At 66.9% G+C, this 16,981-nt stretch carries 16 protein-coding genes; 10 read left to right on the top strand and 6 right to left on the bottom strand.

Going from position 1 to position 16,981, the window contains the following annotated elements:
- Positions 1–30 precede the first annotated feature (30 nt).
- Complete coding sequence (locus BMW26_RS10255; protein WP_232224448.1) at positions 31–939, bottom strand: hypothetical protein; 909 nt, start codon at positions 937–939, stop codon at positions 31–33.
- Between the two features lie 5 nt (positions 940–944).
- A complete protein-coding gene (locus BMW26_RS10250) occupies positions 945–1,346 on the bottom strand; it encodes a peptidase inhibitor family I36 protein (protein WP_053096622.1) in 402 nt (133 codons plus the stop codon).
- A 227-nt stretch (positions 1,347–1,573) separates the two neighbouring features.
- Here BMW26_RS10250 and BMW26_RS10245 point away from each other — a divergent pair, with 227 nt between their 5' ends.
- The 4 genes from BMW26_RS10245 to BMW26_RS10230 all read left to right on the top strand — a co-directional run bounded on the left by BMW26_RS10245 (position 1,574) and on the right by BMW26_RS10230 (position 5,076).
- Entirely contained in the window at positions 1,574–2,089 is a 516-nt protein-coding gene (locus BMW26_RS10245) for an RNA polymerase sigma factor (RefSeq protein ID WP_053096621.1), read from the top strand.
- Between the two features lie 340 nt (positions 2,090–2,429).
- Positions 2,430–3,119, top strand: coding sequence for a hypothetical protein (locus BMW26_RS10240; protein ID WP_198032316.1), 690 nt, complete (start codon positions 2,430–2,432; stop codon positions 3,117–3,119).
- A gap of 155 nt (positions 3,120–3,274) precedes the next feature.
- Positions 3,275–4,543: an ATP-dependent Clp protease ATP-binding subunit ClpX gene (clpX, locus tag BMW26_RS10235; RefSeq protein ID WP_053096617.1), complete on the top strand. Its 1,269-nt coding sequence runs from the start codon at positions 3,275–3,277 to the stop codon at positions 4,541–4,543.
- Positions 4,540–5,076 (top strand): NUDIX hydrolase, encoded by a 537-nt coding sequence (locus BMW26_RS10230; RefSeq protein ID WP_056278925.1) that lies wholly within the window; start codon positions 4,540–4,542, stop codon positions 5,074–5,076. The genes clpX and BMW26_RS10230 overlap by 4 nt, the downstream gene beginning before the upstream one ends.
- Before the next feature lie 22 nt (positions 5,077–5,098).
- On the opposite strand, the gene BMW26_RS10225 is transcribed toward BMW26_RS10230, so the two are convergent.
- The gene (locus BMW26_RS10225; protein WP_072591422.1) at positions 5,099–7,150 is read right to left on the bottom strand and encodes a M3 family metallopeptidase; all 2,052 of its coding nucleotides are present in this window, start codon (positions 7,148–7,150) and stop codon (positions 5,099–5,101) included.
- A 156-nt stretch (positions 7,151–7,306) separates the two neighbouring features.
- Between BMW26_RS10225 and BMW26_RS10220 the strand changes: the two genes are divergently transcribed.
- Both BMW26_RS10220 and BMW26_RS10215 read left to right on the top strand, forming a co-directional pair.
- On the top strand, positions 7,307–7,930 hold the full coding sequence (locus BMW26_RS10220; protein WP_053096611.1) for an ArsR/SmtB family transcription factor: 624 nt from the start codon (positions 7,307–7,309) through the stop codon (positions 7,928–7,930).
- The gene (locus tag BMW26_RS10215) at positions 7,927–8,145 is read left to right on the top strand and encodes a hypothetical protein (protein WP_072591421.1); all 219 of its coding nucleotides are present in this window, start codon (positions 7,927–7,929) and stop codon (positions 8,143–8,145) included. Before BMW26_RS10220 ends, BMW26_RS10215 begins: the two co-directional genes overlap by 4 nt.
- A 66-nt stretch (positions 8,146–8,211) precedes the next feature.
- Here the strand turns inward: BMW26_RS10215 and BMW26_RS10210 are convergent, their stop codons facing one another.
- Positions 8,212–8,430, bottom strand: coding sequence for a hypothetical protein (locus tag BMW26_RS10210; RefSeq protein WP_394194020.1), 219 nt, complete (start codon positions 8,428–8,430; stop codon positions 8,212–8,214).
- The gene (gene valS / locus BMW26_RS10205; RefSeq protein ID WP_053096608.1) at positions 8,427–11,021 is read right to left on the bottom strand and encodes a valine--tRNA ligase; all 2,595 of its coding nucleotides are present in this window, start codon (positions 11,019–11,021) and stop codon (positions 8,427–8,429) included. Before valS ends, BMW26_RS10210 begins: the two co-directional genes overlap by 4 nt.
- 201 nt (positions 11,022–11,222) lie before the next feature.
- Here valS and BMW26_RS10200 point away from each other — a divergent pair, with 201 nt between their 5' ends.
- The 4 genes from BMW26_RS10200 (at position 11,223) to BMW26_RS10185 (ending at position 16,192) form a co-directional block, all read left to right on the top strand.
- The gene (locus tag BMW26_RS10200) at positions 11,223–12,833 is read left to right on the top strand and encodes an ABC transporter substrate-binding protein (protein ID WP_072591420.1); all 1,611 of its coding nucleotides are present in this window, start codon (positions 11,223–11,225) and stop codon (positions 12,831–12,833) included.
- A gap of 103 nt (positions 12,834–12,936) precedes the next feature.
- The gene (locus BMW26_RS10195; RefSeq protein WP_056278920.1) at positions 12,937–13,878 is read left to right on the top strand and encodes an ABC transporter permease; all 942 of its coding nucleotides are present in this window, start codon (positions 12,937–12,939) and stop codon (positions 13,876–13,878) included.
- Positions 13,875–14,687 (top strand): ABC transporter permease, encoded by an 813-nt coding sequence (locus BMW26_RS10190; protein WP_053096602.1) that lies wholly within the window; start codon positions 13,875–13,877, stop codon positions 14,685–14,687. The genes BMW26_RS10195 and BMW26_RS10190 overlap by 4 nt, the downstream gene beginning before the upstream one ends.
- Entirely contained in the window at positions 14,684–16,192 is a 1,509-nt protein-coding gene (locus BMW26_RS10185) for an ATP-binding cassette domain-containing protein (protein WP_072591418.1), read from the top strand. The genes BMW26_RS10190 and BMW26_RS10185 overlap by 4 nt, the downstream gene beginning before the upstream one ends.
- Here the strand turns inward: BMW26_RS10185 and BMW26_RS10180 are convergent.
- Positions 16,182–16,832 carry a pentapeptide repeat-containing protein gene (locus tag BMW26_RS10180; RefSeq protein WP_072591417.1) on the bottom strand — a complete coding sequence of 217 codons (651 nt, stop codon included), beginning with the start codon at positions 16,830–16,832 and terminating at the stop codon, positions 16,182–16,184. The genes BMW26_RS10185 and BMW26_RS10180 overlap by 11 nt on opposite strands.
- Between the last annotated feature and the right edge of the window lie 149 nt (positions 16,833–16,981).

The following is a 16,981-nucleotide window of genomic DNA, read 5'->3' as shown; positions in this document are numbered from 1 at the left end:
CCTCCAAGGACGTACTCTCACCGACGCGCGTCATCGTGCTCGCGACTCCGCGATGATGTCGTCGATCTCCGACGTTATGCTCTCGATCTCGGCGCCGGCGTCCACGAGTGCCGCTTCGTTGTCTTCAAGCATCGAGCTCTCCCGGGTCCACAGAGCGTCGTAGAACGCTTTGGTGAAGCCCGACGAGTCTCGGCACTCGGCGTCGGTGGTCGCCAGGTCGATCTCTTCACCGGTGGGCTCCGTGATGGGGCCGTCGATGCTCGCGCCCAGCCCAAGGCGCTGACGAACGGACTCGCTGGGCATCTCGATCGGGGTCAACGGGAGGTCTTCGATGCCCACATCGGCCATGCAGGCGTTCCACGCGGCAGCGGACTCGAGAACAGCGGGGTCCTTGCTCGCTCCGGAATACGCCGCGGCGGCCAGACCCGATGTGAAGTTCATCAGGGTGTTGCTGTATCCAGGGCTGACGGTGGCAGGGTCGTCACGACACGCCAAGAACGCCTCGTCCTCGGACGGCGTCGACGCTTGACGCTGGAAGTCGTCCCACGCCTCGAGGCCGGCGGGGCGCTGCTGCGAAGGCTCGTGGTAGCCGTGCGTCTGAGCGATCTTCAGATCGAACCATTTCCGAACTGTGACGTCGGAGCCATACGCGGCGTCGATGTCCACGTATGGAACGGGATCGTCGATCCCTTTGTCGGCGAGGCAGTCATTGACGGTGAGCGCTGCGGCGTATGCCGCCTTCGTTAACTGCAGATCTGAGAGGAGATAGGGATCCAAGGGGAGCCTCCATCGAGCGATGTCCTTGCCCTCTGTATACAAGGCGTTTGGGTGCTGATCCGTGGCGGCGGGCGCACACGCGGCCGCCACGCTGACGGTGGCGGCCACGACGATGGTGCCGACGGCCCGGCGAGCGAGTATGACCTGCCTGGGTCGCCTCATGATAGTCAGACGAACTTTGCGGCGTTGGGGTCCCAGGCAAGACCCTGGACGATTCCGGAGCTGTTCTCAATGTTGCCGTCGCCCTGGTTCGTGTTGAGGCAGACCGAGGACCCGCCGTAACCGCCGGTGGCGGTGTCGTAGAAACACGCGACCGAGTACCGACCGTTGTTGAACCATGAGTCTGCTGTGTTGCCAGCGTTCACTGAGGTTCCGGCGTAGTTGTAGCTCGACATCGGCGTGACGTAGTACTCGAACCACAGCACGCCCGCATAGCTGCCGTTCGTGTTGAAGTCCGGATCGTCCCAGACGCAGGCCCTGCCGAGACTGCAGTAGCTCGGGGCGGCGCTGGCAGGCGCCGCGAACCCGAACAATGCGATCAGCGGAGCTGCCAGTGCGATCAGAGTCATGGCGATTCTTCTGCGACCTCTTCTGACTTCAAGTGATGTCTTCATTGTCATTCCTTCCGAACCAGAACGCGGAGTTCCCCGCTACATGGGTTGTTTCCGAAGTGATGGCGTTCGTTTCCAAGAAACGGATATATTCCACCCGCCCGAAGATCCGTAACAGAATGTGAAACACATCGGCCGTGTGCGGAAATAGATGGTTCAGGAGAGCTGCGGAAGGGGGCACGCGGTTGGATCAGTTCCCGGATTTCTATCGGAAGCACTATCGGTTGATCTTGACCGTGGCTCAGCAGCGTCTCGGCGGGACTGCCGACGCCGAAGACGTGACGGCCGAGGTGTTCCGCGTCGCTTGGGCTCGGCATGACGATGGCGCAGCGATAACCCTGCCGTGGTTGTATACGACTCTTCGCAACGTGATCGGCAACGAGTACCGGCGTCAAGGACGCCTCGGCTCTTTCGTCTCCGACGCCGGTCCGATCCTCACCGTGGATGACAGTTTCGGGTCAGCGGCGGACGACGCCATCGAGGTGCGACGAGCTCTTCGCAGGTTGCCGGAGGCCGACCGCGAGCTCTTGTACATGGCCTATTGGGAGGAACTCTCGCGAGTCGAGATCGCAGCGATTCTCGGCATCAGTGCGATCGCAGTGCGGATTCGTCTGATGCGTGCTCGCGAGCGATTCAGACATCTGCTTCCACGCGAACAAGACATTCATGACGAGGAGGCGATCAGCGATGGACGAGTTTGAACGAAGAATTCGTGCAGCGCGCCCCGAGAGCGGGCATCGAACTCTGCCGCTCACTGCTCGGGCGGAGAAAGAGCTGGCTGAGCTGCTTTCCGCAGGACAGCTCACCGCCCAGGATCTCCGCCGGACTAGACGCGCCAGGCACGCCAGACACGCCAGGCCAGCTAGACGTACGGCGCGACCAGTGAGCGGCAGGCTGATGTCGCTGTTGGCCGCCACTGCCGCGGCCGGGGCTGTCGTCGCCCTCGGGCTGACGCTGTTCTTTCCGACTGCTCCGACATATGCAGCGACTCCGCCTCTGCTCGATGTATCTCCGGTTCCCCAGCCGCGCGAGGAACTGCTCATGGACCTGAGTCAGAAGGTGATGCTCGGTGCCGAGAGTTCGACACCCGACCCCGAGGTCACGAAGATCTCGGCTCTGGCGTGGTCGCTCGTCGTGATGTCAGACGGCGAGCGCCAGAGCGCGAATGTGGTGAACCTGGATTACGACATCACCGTTCAGCCCGACGGCGCAGTGCACCAGGTCGTCAAGGCAGGTCCGTCCGTCGACGCCGACGGCCAACCGGTGACCGAGGGCGTCCCTGCTGTCGGTGAGCTCATGTCCGAGGAAGAGTGGCCAGCGGGCAGCCCGGAACTGCGGTTCACAGAACCACTGCCATCAGAGAGCGACCAGATCCCCGCATACTTCGCCAAGGCGTATGAGACCACCGAGCTTCCGGATGCTGCCCTGATCATCAACTCGGTCGCGGATCTCATGCGGCAGCGTCAGCTCTCGTCGGCAGAGGAAGCCACGGTGCTCGAGTACTTCGCGCATGAGGAGAATCTCAAAGTCGTCGGGGCCGTGACTGACCGACTGGGCCGTGATGCGATCGCGTTCTCGGCTGCACACGAAGAGGACCCCTCGTACGAGGAGTACCTGCTCGTCGCCACGGACAGTGGCCAGGTCCTTGCCGTCGAGACGCACTACATCGCACAGGGTCGCACTGATATACCTTCGCCTTCGGTGACGGGCTATTTCGCCTGGCGCAGATAACGTGCCCTCCGATGCTCTGCGCGGAGTCTGGGCGGAGCAGACGCGGACGGGCGATACGGACTCGAGATGTACGACGCCGCGCCAATGCGTCCCGGTGTCGGATGCAGCGGTTAGGCTCAGTAGACGATCTCAGGATCCCCCCTAGGAGGACGCGCATGGCCCGTATCGGCGAAAGCGCTGACCTGTTCAAGTGCTCGTTCTGCGGAAAGAGCCAGAAGCAGGTGCAGCAGCTCATCGCAGGACCCGGTGTGTACATCTGCGACGAGTGCGTCGAGCTGTGCAACGAGATCATCGAGGAGCGGATGGCCGAGTCCTCCGCCGACGGCACGGCGGACTTCGAACTCCCCAAGCCGCGCGAGATCTTCTCTTTCCTCGAGGAGTACGTCGTCGGACAGGAGCCAGCCAAGAAGGCGCTGGCCGTCGCGGTGTACAACCACTACAAGCGGATCCGCGCGCACGGCACCCTCCAGACGGCCGAGCAGAAGGCCGAGAGCGTCGAGATCGCGAAGAGCAACATCCTGCTCATCGGGCCGACCGGATGCGGCAAGACCTACCTCGCCCAGACCCTCGCGAAGAAGCTCAACGTGCCGTTCGCTGTCGCGGACGCCACGGCGCTCACCGAGGCCGGCTACGTCGGCGAGGATGTCGAGAACATCCTGCTCAAGCTCATCCAGGCGGCGGACTACGACGTCAAGCGCGCAGAGCAGGGCATCATCTACATCGACGAGGTCGACAAGATCGCCCGCAAGGCGGAGAACCCCTCGATCACCCGCGATGTCTCAGGTGAGGGCGTCCAGCAGGCCCTGCTGAAGATCATCGAGGGAACGGTCGCATCGGTGCCCCCGCAGGGTGGGCGCAAGCACCCGCACCAGGAGTTCCTCCAGATCGACACGTCCAACGTGCTGTTCATCGTCGCGGGCGCGTTCGCGGGCCTCGAGGACATCGTGTCGGCACGCGTCGGCAAGCACGGAATCGGCTTCGGTGCTCCGCTGCACGACAAGGGCAAGGACCTCGACCTGTTCAGCGAGGTGCTTCCGGAGGACCTGCACAAGTTCGGTCTGATCCCCGAGTTCATCGGTCGTCTTCCGGTCGTGACATCGGTGTCTCCGCTCGACCAGGATGCGCTCATCGACATCCTCACGGGTCCGCGCAACGCACTCGTCAAGCAGTACCAGCGCATGTTCGAACTCGACGGCGTTCAGCTCGAATTCGAAGAGGGCGCGCTCCGTTCGATCGCCGACCTCGCCGTCGAGCGCAAGACCGGCGCTCGCGGACTGCGGGCCATCCTCGAAGACGTGCTCGGTCCGATCATGTTCGAGATCCCCTCGGCCGAAGACGTCGCCAAGGTCATCGTCACCCAGGCGGCCGTCGACGAGGGCGCTCCGCCGACGATCGTGATGGAGCGCAAGCGCAAGAGCGCGTGAGTTCCGCTCCCTCGCCCTGGCGGGTGGTCGACAGCAAGCTGGTGCATGCAGACCGCTGGATCCGCGTGCGCGCGGATGACTGCGTCGACGAGCGAGGACACTCGATCGCTCCGTACTACGTGCTCGAATACGGCGACTGGATCTCGGTGCTCGCCGTCGATCGGGATGGCCACGCGATCGTCGTCGACGAGTATCGCCATGGTGCAGGAATCGTCGCGGTCGGGACGATCGGTGGCGGTCTGGAGGCCGGCGAGTCACCGGAAGCGGCCGCCATCCGCGAGCTGCGCGAGGAGACCGGGTACGAGCCCGACGAGATGATCGACCTCGGTCCCACCTGGGCCAACTTCGGCAGCCACACCAACCGGGTGCATCACTTCCTCGCGCGGGGCTGCGTGCGAGTCACCGAGCAGTCGCTCGATGAGAGCGAGGCGATCGCCGTGCACGTCGTGTCTCTCGATGGCCTCGGCGATCACCTCGCGCAGAGCTACCACCAGCTCACCTGGTACAAGGCGATGGAGCTGCTCGACCGCTGAGGTCACGTGGCGTGCGACCTGATCACGCCTCGAGTCCGCGCCGCTTCAGGAGCGGTGCGATCTCTGCATCGCGCCCGCGGAAATCGCGGTAGGCGTCGAGCGGATCCTTGGACCCTCCGACGCCGAGGAGACGGAAGCGGAACCGGTCGCCGTTCTCGCGGGTGAGTCCGCCGTTCTCGCGGAACCACTCGACGGTGTCCGCGTCGAGAACCTCACTCCAGATGTAGGAGTAGTAGCCGGCGCTGTATCCGCCCGAGAAGACGTGTGCGAAATAGGTCGACGAGTAGCGGGTCGGCACGGCAGGATCGTCGAGTCCGATGTCGGCGAGGGCGGCGGCCTCGAAGTCGGCCACGTCGAGGATCTCCGTCTGCGTGCTCACGCGATGCCATGCCTGGTCAAGCCAGGCGGCTGCGAGGTATTCGCTCGTGTCGTGGCCCTGGTTGAACGTCTCCGTCGCGCGCAGTCGTTCGACGATCGCGGGGTCGAGCGGCTCTCCCGTCTCATGATGCCGGGCATAGTTGTCGAGGACCTCGGGCCACAGGATCCACATCTCGTTCACCTGACTCGGGAACTCCACGAAGTCGCGGAAGACGTTCGTTCCGGCGAAGTGCGGGTAGGTGACGACGGCGAAAAGGCCGTGCAGAGCGTGGCCGAACTCGTGGAAGAGCGTCGTGACCTCGTCGAGGGTGAGCAGCGTGGGCTCTCCCTCTCCGGGGAGCGCCACGTTGAGGTTGTTGACCACCACGGGCAGCGTCCCGCGCAGGCGCGACTGGCTCACGATCGGATTCATCCAGGCGCCACCGCGCTTCGAGTCGCGGGTATAGAGATCGAGCACGTACAGTCCGACCGCGCTCCCGTCCGCGTCCCTCACCTCGAATACACGCGCACCCGGGTGGTAGGCCCGGAGGTCCCGGCGCTCTGCGAACGTCACCCCGTAGAGCTTCGTCGCAGCGAAGAACACGCCGTCCTTCAGGACCCGCTCGGCCTCGAACCACGGACGGAGCGCGCTCGTGTCGATCGCGTATCGGGCGGTCCGCACCTTCTCCGTGTAGAAAGCCCAGTCGTGCGCCTCGACCGCGAAGGGCGTCGCCTCGGTCTCGTCGACGATCGCCTGCAGGGCTTCCTTCTCGGCTCGTGCGTTGCGTGCAGATGGCGCCGCGAGATCGCGCAGCATCCGCTCGACCGCGTCCGGCGTGCCGGCCGTCTCGTCTGCCGTCACGTACGCGGCGTGCGAGGCATAGCCGAGCAGTGCCGCGCGCTCGGCGCGGAGGCGCACGATCTCGGCGAGCACGGGACGATTGTCGTTCCCGTTGTTACGCGACGCGCGCGACTGCGAGGCCGCCAGGATGCGGCGACGCGACTCGCGATCGCGGAGCTGCGCCAGGTGCGGATGCCCGGTGAACAGCGGGAGGGAGATGACGAAGCGTCCGTCGAGGCCGCGATCCGCCGCCGAGCGAGCCGCTGCGGAGAGCTCACCGCTGCTGAGGCCCGCGAGCTCCTCGGGCGAGTCGAACACCACCGCGAGGTCGTTCGTGTCGTTGAGGAGGTTGCGCTCGAAGGTGTTGTTCAGCGTCGACAGCTGCTGGTTCAGGGCGGTGAGTCTGCTCTTCGCCTCGTCGCCGAGGGCCGCGCCCGCGTGGGTCATCTCGCGGTGGTGCCGTTCGACGAGGTACCGCTGCTCATCATCGAGCTCGACATCGTCGAGGTGCGAGTGCACCTGCTGCACGCGCCAGTACAGCGCAGCGTCGAGAGTGATGGCATCCTGATGGGCCGCCATGAGCGGAGCGAGCTGTTCGTCGATCTCCTGGATCTCCGGCGTCGCATCGGCCGAGGTCACGGTGTAGAACGCGTGCGCGACGCGGTCGAGCAGCTCTCCTGAGCGCTCCAGCGCCTCGATCGTGTTCTCGAAGGTGGGCATCGAGCGCACCATCGTGATCCGGGTGATCTCTCGGAGGTGCTCGTCGAACGCGGCCTGGAATGCCGGCAGGTAGTGCTCGGGCCTGATGGCAGCGAAGTCGGGAAGACCGTAGGGGAGCGTGGACGGCTGAAGCAGGGGATTCGCGACGTCGGTCATCCTCTGAGCCTAGCCATCACCCGCTACAGGGACTCGCTTCCCGGTGGCGGCGTCCGTGACGACACGGGCTCTGGCCGTGTGCCGTAGAACACGTGCAAAGTTTCATTTGCAAAGATTAGCTTGCAAAGAAGTCTTTGCAAGAGTATCGTCGACGGTATGGAAGACGAACTGCAGTTGCGACGCCTCGACGCGGGGGCGCTCAAAGCCCTCGCTCACCCGCTGCGTGTGAGGATCTTCGACCTGCTCAGCACTCACGGGCCGCAGACGGCGAGTTCGCTCGCCTCGATGCTGGGTGAGACATCCGGGTCGACCAGCTATCACCTGCGAACGCTCTCGGCGCACGACCTCATCCACGAGGTCGAGGGCCGCGGCACGGCCCGAGAGCGCTGGTGGGAGCTTCCCGAAGGACGCATCGACATCCCCGGTCCCAGTCAGAGCATGTCACCGGCGAATCGAGCCGCGGCGCAGATCGTCTCGTCCGAGTTCTTCCGACTTCGCCACGAGACCCTGATGTCCTACGTGAATCGGCCGGACACGGACGTGCCCGAGGGCTGGAAGGACACCGGGTTGATCGCCACGACTCTGCTCGAGATGACCCCCTCGCAGATGGCGGGTCTCAAGGATGAGCTCATGGCGGTGGTCGACAGCGCGGTCGAGCGATTCCGCGGCCAGACCGGGCCGGATGTGCGCCGGGTGTCGCTGCGCACCGAGCTCTTCGACCTGCCGGCCTCCGGTGCTGTGCTCGCGGATGCCGCCGACTCGAAGACGGAGGAATCATGACCAGCGCGACCATCCGACTCGTCGCCCCGACGCGCACTGAGCGCAGGCTGCTCGGCCTCGCCGGGCTGCTCACGGCCTTCGTGGAACGTCGCATCGAACGTCGGGCCGAGAAGCGGACGCTCGCGCTGGATCTCCTGCGCGAGCAGCAGACCAGACGCCAGGATCCCCACGCCGTCGACCACATGCTCGCGCAGCTCGGCCTGCCGCGTCGATGACATCGCCACACGCAGCGAAGCCCCCTGTCTGGAGTTCCGGACAGGGGGCTTTCTGATCAGAGTTCGTCAGTCCTCGAAGGGGCGGGCGATCACGTCGCCGGCCCCGGTCTGCACGACCTCCCAGCCCGCATCGAGCTCGGCGATCGCACGGCCCTCGAGCCATGTGAGCGTCCAGTGTCCGGTGAGGCCGCGGGATTCGACCTCGGCGATCGCCGGCCGGAGCGCGGCGGGAACGGATGCCGGCGGCTCCGAGCCGGTGGCCCACCGCGTACCCAGCTGCATCATGCCCCCTCGACCGGAGCGAGCTCGATCGCGGTGACCGCGAACTCGTCGGCCTCGGTGAACTCGAGGTCGGCGATGCGGCCGACGGCCTTGAGATCTTCGGCTGCGGCGCGGAGTGCGTCGAGCTTGGCGGCGGGCGCCGCGATCGCGGCACGAGATACCGGAGTCTTCTGCGATGCCTTCGCCTCGGTCTTGGCGCGGCGGATGCCGATCAGTGCCTCACTCGCGGCCGACAGCACCGCCGTGTCACCGTCGATGCCGAGAGGTTCCGGCCACGCGGCGGTGTGGACCGAGCCTTCTTCGAACCACGACCACACCTCTTCGGTCGCGAACGAGAGGATCGGCGCGAGAAGGCGCAGCAGCGTGGACAGCGCCAGGCGCAGTGCGAGTGCCGCGGAGGCCTGGCCCACGTCGTTCTGGTTGTAGGCGCGCTCCTTGACGAGCTCGAGGTAGTCGTCGCAGAACGTCCAGAAGAACGCCTCGGTGACCTCCAGCGCCTTGGCCTGGTCGTAGTTCTCGAACGCCTTGGTCGCCTCGGCGATCACGGCGTCGAGGCCTGTCAGCATCGAGGCGTCGAGGGCGTGCGTCACCTGGGCGCCTTCGGGCACCGGGAACGACAGCACGAACTTCGCCGCGTTGAGCACCTTGATCGACAGTCGGCGGCCGATCTTGACCTGCGTCGGGTTCTGCGGGTCGAAGGCGGCATCCATTCCCAGGCGGCTGGAGGCGGCCCAGTAGCGCACGGCATCCGATCCGTGGGTCTCGAGGATGTCCGCCGGCGTGACGACGTTGCCCTTCGACTTCGACATCTTCTTGCGGTCGGGGTCGACGATGAAGCCCGAGATCGCGGCGTTGCGCCACGGCGAGCGCCCGTCTTCGAGGGTCGAGCGCAACATGGTCGAGAAGAGCCAGGTGCGGATGATGTCCTGTCCCTGCGGGCGCAGGTCGAACGGTGCCGTGAGCTGCCACAGCTCCTCGTCGCGCTGCCATCCACCGGCGAGCTGCGGAGTGAGCGACGAGGTGGCCCAGGTGTCGAGGATGTCGGCCTCGGCCTCGAAACCACCGGCCACGCCGCGCTGATCCTCGGTGTATCCCTCCGGCACGTCGGTCGTCGGGTCGATGGGGAGACTGGCGTGATCGGGAGCGATCACGCGGGCGTAGTCGCGCTCGCCGTTCTCGTCGAGGCCGTACCAGAGCGGGATCGGCACGCCGAAGAAGCGCTGACGCGACACGAGCCAGTCTCCGGTCAGACCTCCGACCCAGTTCTCGTAGCGAACCCGCATGAAGTCCGGGTGCCACGCCAGCTGCGTGCCGCGCTCGAGCAGCTCGTCGCGCAGGTTCGCGTCGCGTGCGCCGTTGCGGATGTACCACTGGCGGGTCGAGACGATCTCGAGAGGGCGGTCACCCTTCTCGAAGAACTTCACGGCGTGGTTGAACGGCTTGCCGACGGCCGTCATGTCTCCGGTCTCCTGCAGCTTCTCGACGATGGCCTTGCGCGCGGAGAACACCGTCTTGCCCGCGAGCTCGGCGGTGTACCAGTCGATCGCGTCGGCGTCGGCGACGATCGACGGCGCCGTCGGGAGGAAACGTCCGTCGAGGCCGATCGTGGTCATGTTCGGGAGGTGGTCGCCCGCCGCCGTGCGCAGCTCGCGCCACCAGATGATGTCGGTCACATCGCCGAAGGTGCAGACCATCGCGGCGCCGGTGCCCTTGTCGGGCTGTGCGAGGTGGTGGCCGTGGATCTCGATCTCGGCGCCGAAGAAGGGCGTGCGCACCTTCGTGCCGATCAGGTGCTTGTGCGGGCCCTCGGGGTGGGTCACGATCGCGATGCACGCGGGAAGCAGCTCGGGGCGGGTGGTCTCGATCGTGATCGAGCCGGATCCGTCGGCGAACGGGAAGTCGATGGTGTGGTACGCGGCCTGCTGGTCGCGATCCTCGAGTTCGGCCTGGGCGATCGCCGAGCGGAAGTCGATGTCCCACAGCGTCGGAGCGAGCGACTGATAGGCCTCGCCGCGCTCGAGGTTGCGCAGGAATGCGAGCTGGCTCTGACGGATCGTGTCGTCGGAGATGGTGCGGTAGGTCTGCGTCCAGTCGACCGAGAGGCCGAGCTGGCGGAACAGCGCCTCGAACTGCTTCTCGTCCTCGATCGTCAGACGTTCGCAGAGCTCGATGAAGTTGCGGCGGCTGATGGGCACCTGGTCGGCAGCGCGGCTGGACTTGTTGTCGCCGCCTTCGAACGGCGGGGTGAAGTCGCTCTGGTAGGGGAGCGTCGGGTCGCACCGCACGCCGTAGTAGTTCTGCACGCGGCGCTCGGTGGGCAGTCCGTTGTCGTCCCACCCCATCGGGTAGAACACGTTCTTGCCGCGCATGCGCTCGAAGCGCGCCTTGACGTCGGTGTGCGTGTACGAGAAGACGTGCCCGATATGCAGGCTTCCGGATGCGGTCGGCGGGGGAGTGTCGATCGAGTAGACGCCCTCGCGGCCGGACTCCGCGGCGCGGATGCGGTCGAACAGGTACGTGCCCCGCTCGGACCAGGTCTCACCCCACTTCGCTTCGAGACCTTCGAGTGCGGGCTTGTCGGGAATAGCGGACATGAAGGTTCTCCTCGAGCGATGTATGCGGCACTGTGTGAGCGTGCCTGAGTGTGGATTGTGTCCCACAGTCTAATCGCCCGCGGCGGTGCAGAGTTCCGGTCCTGCCGCGCAGCGCCGGGGGTGAAGAGGACGCTCTAGAATTGGATCCAGTCCAACAAACGACGCGTCCGCGTCCCTTCGCCTTCCCTCCCGAGGAACAGCATGCCCACCACCTTCCTGCGCCGCGCGATCCCGCTCGGTGCCACCGTCGCCGTGAGCGCCCTCCTGCTCAGCTCCTGCGCCGCGCCGTCCTCCGAGTCCGACGGCGGAGAGCTCGTCTGGTCGATCGAGGGCGCGAACCTCTCTGCCGGGCACATGGATCCGCAGGTGAGCCAGCTCGACGTCTCCGGCATGGTGCAGCGGGCAGTGCTCGACTCGCTGGTCTTCCAGGAGGACGACGGCTCGTTCAGCCCCTGGCTGGCGAAGGAGTGGACCGTCTCCGACGACAGCACGGAGTACACCTTCGTCCTCCGTGACGACGTAACGTTCACCGACGGCGAGGTCTTCGACGCCGAGGCGGTCAAGGCGAACTTCGACCGCATCGTCGACCCCGAGACGGAGTCGGCGCAGGCGGCGTCGATGCTCGGAGCAGACTTCTACGCGGGTACGGAGGTCGTCGACGAGCACACCGTCACGGTCAGCTTCACCCAGCCGTACGCGCCGTTCCTGCAGGCGGCCAGCACGCCGCAGCTCGGGTTCTACTCACCGGCCGTGCTGGCGGAGTCCGCCGACCAGCTGAAGGCCGGAGGGCCCGATGTCACGGTCGGCACCGGTCCGTTCGTGCTCACCGAGTACACGCCCGATCAGGAGCTGGTGTACACCCGGAACGATGACTACGCCTGGGGGCCGCACGGCGAGGATGCGGCGGAGGTCGAGACGCTGCGCGTCGAGATCCAGCCGGAGGCCTCCGTGCGCACCGGCGTCGTGCAGAGCGGCGAGGCGGACCTCGCGAGCAACATCCCCCCGAACCTCGCGGGAGATCTCGGCGACGGCATCACCGTGGACTCGGTCGAGTACCCCGGCCTGCCGTACTCGCTGTACCTCAACGAGAAGTACGGTGTCTTCGCCGACGAGAAGGTGCGCCAGGCATTCGCTCGGGGCATCGACGTCGACGCCGCCGTCGAGGAGATCTTCTTCGGGCAGTTCCCACGAGCATGGAGCGTGCTCGGCTCGACGACTCCCGGGTACGACGCCTCCCTCGAGGACAGCTGGCCCTTCGATGCAGCAGCGGCGAACGCTCTCCTCGACGAGGCCGGCTGGACGGAGCGCGACAGCGACGGCATCCGCATGAAGGACGGTAAGCGCCTGTCGGCGCGGTGGATCGCATGGACCCCGGTGCCGGACGACCGGTCCGCCCTGGCGAACGCCATCCAGTCGGATCTCAAGGGGATCGGGTTCGAGGTCGTGCGCGAGGTGCTGGAGCCCGGCGCCTACAACGAGCAGTACGGTCCGAAGACCTTCGACCTGACGGACTGGGGATTCTCCGGCGTCGACCCCGACTTCCTCCGTGCGCACCTGCACACAGAGGGGTTCCAGAACGCCTCTCAGGTCACCGATCCGGAGATCGATGCTCTGCTCGACCAGGCCGTCGCCTCCAGCGACCAGGACGAGCGCAACAGCATCTACAGGCAGCTGCAGGAGTGGAATGCGGAGTACACGGCCATCGTCCCGCTCTACAGCCCCTCGGCGATCACCGCCGTCGGCGAGCGGGTCAGCGGTCTCGACTACGACCTGTACGGACGTCCGCTGTTCTACGACGTGAGCGTCGGCTGACCGCTGAGTCGTCGAGCACCCTTGGGCATATCGCTGCGGTATCGTTCGTGAGCGAGCGCCGCGTGCCGAAGGGTGCTCAGAGATCGTCGAGAGGGCGCCAACGGTGAAGGCAGCGCTCATCCGGATCGCCGGTCTCGCGGCATCCGTCGTGATCGTGCTCTGGGGCGCGGCGACACTCGTCTTCCTGGCGTTCCGCGTCATCCCGGGCGATCCGGTCTCGGTGATGCTCGGGCCGCAGGCTCAGGTGAGCGAGGCGGTCAAGGACGGCATCCGTGCGGAGCTCGGCCTCGATCGACCCCCGCTCGAGCAGTATCTGACCTTCATCGGTCAGCTCGCCCGGGGAGACCTGGGCGAGTCGTATCAGCTGCGGATGCCGGTGACCGAGGTCATCGGCCGTCAGCTCGGATCGACGCTGCAGCTCTCGGCGCTGGCTCTCGTGATCGCCGTGCTGCTCGCGCTCGCCGTCGCCCTGCTGGTGCGAGGCCAGGCAGGACGAGCCGTCGCCGCGGGCATCGAGCTCGTCATCCTGTCGTCGCCCGTGTTCTGGATCGGACTGATCCTGCTCAGCGTCTTCGCATTCGGACTGGGGTGGTTCCCTGTCTCGGGTGCCCGCAATCCGGCGACGATCGTGCTGCCGGCCATCACGCTCGCGCTTCCCGTGGCGGCGCTGCTCAGCCAGGTGCTGCGGGATGGACTCGTGCAGGCCGAGCGGATGCCGTTCGCCGAGACCGTGCGGGCGCGGGGTGCGAGCCCGTCCTGGTTCACGCTGCGTCACGGGCTGAGACACGGTGCCGCGAATGCCGTGACCCTGGCGGCCTACCTGACCGGATCGGTGCTCGGAGGAGCGGTGCTCGTAGAGACCGTGTTCGCCAGGGCGGGCCTCGGCCGGGTCACCCTCGCGGCCATCACGAACCGCGATCTGCCGGTGATCACCGGGATCATCCTGCTCAGTGCCATCGTCTTCGTGATCGTGAACCTCGTGATCGAGCTGCTGCATCCGCTCATCGATCCTCGGCTGCGCACCGGGCGGGGAGGAAGGCGATGAAGCGCGCGCAGACCGTGCTGCTCTGGTGCGCCGTGGCCGTGCTGCTGGTGCTCGCATTCGCTGCGGCCTTCCCCGCTGTCCTCGCCACGCACGACCCTCTTCAGACCGACGTGCGCGCATCGCTTCTGCCGCCCAGCGCCGAGCATCTGTTCGGCACCGATCAGAGCGGGCGTGACGTCTACTCGCGCGTGCTCTACGGGGCCGGGCGCTCGATCGGCATCGGCCTGCTCGCCACGGGCATCGCGCTCGCCGTGGGGCTGCTCATCGGTGCGCTCGCCGGCCTCGCCCCGCGGGGAGTCGACGCGGCACTCATGCGGGTGAACGATGTGCTCATGGCCTTCCCCGAGTTCCTGGTCGCGCTCGTGGTCGTGGCGGTGCTCGGGCCCGGACCGGTCAACATCGCGATCGCCGTGACGCTCGCCGCCGTCCCCGTCTACATCCGGCTGGCGAGGGTGCAGACCCGCACCCTCCGCAGCGCCGAGCACGTCGAGGCCGCCCGGATCCTCGGCGTCCCCCCTGTGCCCGCGTTCGTCCGGCATGTCGTGCCGGGTGTGCTCGGGTCGCTGAGCGTGCTCGCGACGATCGGCATCGGCTCGAGCATCCTCGCGGCCGCCGGACTCAGCTTCCTCGGTCTCGGCCCGTCGGAGCCCACTCCCGAGTGGGGCCTCATGCTCGCCGGAGGACGCAACGTGCTCGGACAGGCCTGGTGGATCGCCGTGTTCCCCGGCATCGCGATCACCGTCACCGTGATCGCGGCGACGATCGTCGGCCGCGTGCTGCGTGCCAGAGCAGAGGGGCGGACGTCGTGACGGAAGCGCTCGAGCTGCAGGGGTTGCGCATCGACTTCGGTGGGACGCCCGTCGTCGACGGGGTGTCGCTGTCGGTGGCGCGAGGGGAGTGCGTCGCCATCGTCGGTGAGTCGGGCGCGGGCAAGTCGCTCACCGCGCGGGCACTTCTCGGACTGACGCCCGCAGACGCACGGGTGCGGTTCGAACGGTTCATCATCGACGGGACGGATGTCGCGCGGTTCGGCGAGCGGCGTTGGCGGTCTCTGCGCGGCGCGGGCATCGCGCTCGTCTCGCAGGATGCCCTCGTCTCGCTCGATCCGCTGCAACGGGTGGGATCGGAGATCGCCGAACCCCTGCGTCTCCACGGCCTCAGGTCCGGACGAGCGGCGCTGCGCGAAAGAGTGCAGGAGCTGCTGCACCGCGTCTGGATGCCGGACGCCGCCCGCCGAGCGCGGCAGTACCCGCACGAGCTCTCCGGCGGACTCAGGCAGCGGGCACTGATCGCCTCGGCCATCGCGGCCGAACCCGCGATCCTCGTCGCGGACGAGCCGACCACGGCTCTCGATGCGACGGTGCAGGCGAGGATCCTCGGACTCCTCCGCGACATCGCCGACGCCGGCACCGCGATCGTGTTCATCAGCCACGACTTCGCGGCCGTCCGTCGCATCGCCGATCGCGTGCTGGTCATGCGCAACGGCGTGGTCGTCGAGTCCGGGCCCGTCGGCGAGGTTCTCGAGAAGCCGCAGCACGCGTACACCCGACAGCTGATCGCCGCGACGATGCACGAGCCGCGCGTGATCTCTACCGACGACGTGACACCCGTGCTCGTCGCCACAGGCGTCACCAGGACATACGAGGAGATCGCCGCCGTGAACGACGCGTCGTTCGCCGTGCATCAGGGACGCACACTCGGTATCGTCGGGGAATCGGGGTCGGGCAAGACGACGCTCGCCCGGATGATCGTCGGCGTCGAGCAGCCGGACGACGGCGGCCTGCGCTGGATCGGCGAGCACCGCGTGCAGCTCGTGCACCAGAATCCGCTCGGCGCATTCGATCCTCGATGGAGCATCGGGCGGTCGCTGAGGGAGGCGCTCGCCGCGGGCGGCGTGCCTCGGGCGCTGCGGGCCGCGCGGGTGTCCGAGCTTCTCGCCGAGGTCGACCTCGACCCCGTACTGGCGACCCGGCGGCCGTCCGCGCTGTCGGGTGGGCAGCGACAGCGTGCCGCCATCGCTCGGGCACTGGCTGCCGAGCCCGAGGTGCTCGTGCTGGACGAGCCGGTGTCGGCTCTGGATCCGTCGGTGCGTGAGCGCGTGATCCAGCTGCTGCTCAGGCTGCAGCGCGAGCGTCGGCTGACCATGATCTTCGTGTCGCACGATCTCGATGTCGTCGGGGCGGTCGCCGACGACGTGCTGGTGATGCAGGACGGCGTCATCGTCGAACAGGGTGCAGTCACGGACGTGTTCGAATCGCCGCAGCATCCGTTCACTCAGGAGCTGCTCGACGCGAACCGGCCCGTCAGTCCCTGACCTGGATGCCGATCCCCGCCGCGAGTACCGGTGCGAGCTGCTGCACCTGGAAGCTGCTCAGGGTCGTGCCGCGGAGGCTGTTCGCATCGAGGAACGCCGAGGCGTCGAGCCCGCGCAGGTCGACGTGCGTGGCGCGCATGCCGCGGGAGTCCACCTCGTCGCAGCGCGTGTCGGTGAAGCGCACGCGGGTGAGCTCGGCCTGGGGCATGTCGATCGTCCGGATGCTGCACGCGGTGATCTCGACGTCCGTGGCCTTCGACGCCCCCAGGTTCAGATAGTCGATCCGCACGTCGCGGAGCTCCAGCTCGTCGATTCGGGCGCTGCTCAGATCGAGCGTGCCGATGCGTCCGCCGCTGATGCGCACGCGACGGATGCCGGCATCCCGCATCTTGAGCGAGGCGATGCGGACACCCGTCATGTCGACGTCGATGAGGGTGGCTCCGGTCAGATCGACGCTGTCGGCGTCGGCCGTGATCGTGCACTGCTCGAGTGAGGCGTGGGCGAGATCGGCTGCGACCTCGAGATCGAGCTGTGCCGCGAGCAGATCGGCGCTGCGCCGAGCGGTCGCGGACTCGAACTCGAGGGGAAGGTCGGGAGGCGAAACGCGGGGAGCCGCAGGGGATTCGGGGGAGCGGGCCATGCTTCGAGGGTAGGGGGTGGGTGAGACACTCCTCGGTTCGGCCGCGCCTTCCTCGATTCGGCTGCTCCTTCCTCGGTTCGGCCGCGCCTTCCTCGGCCGGCTGCTCCTTCCTCGGCCGGATGCGCTTCACTCGGCCTATTGCGCGGAAT

Origin of the sequence: Microbacterium sp. 1.5R, from assembly GCF_001889265.1 — a bacterium.
In the GTDB taxonomy this organism is placed as follows: domain Bacteria; phylum Actinomycetota; class Actinomycetes; order Actinomycetales; family Microbacteriaceae; genus Microbacterium.
Note: the sequence above shows the minus strand (reverse complement) of the source record. Positions and strands in the feature narration are given on the sequence as shown.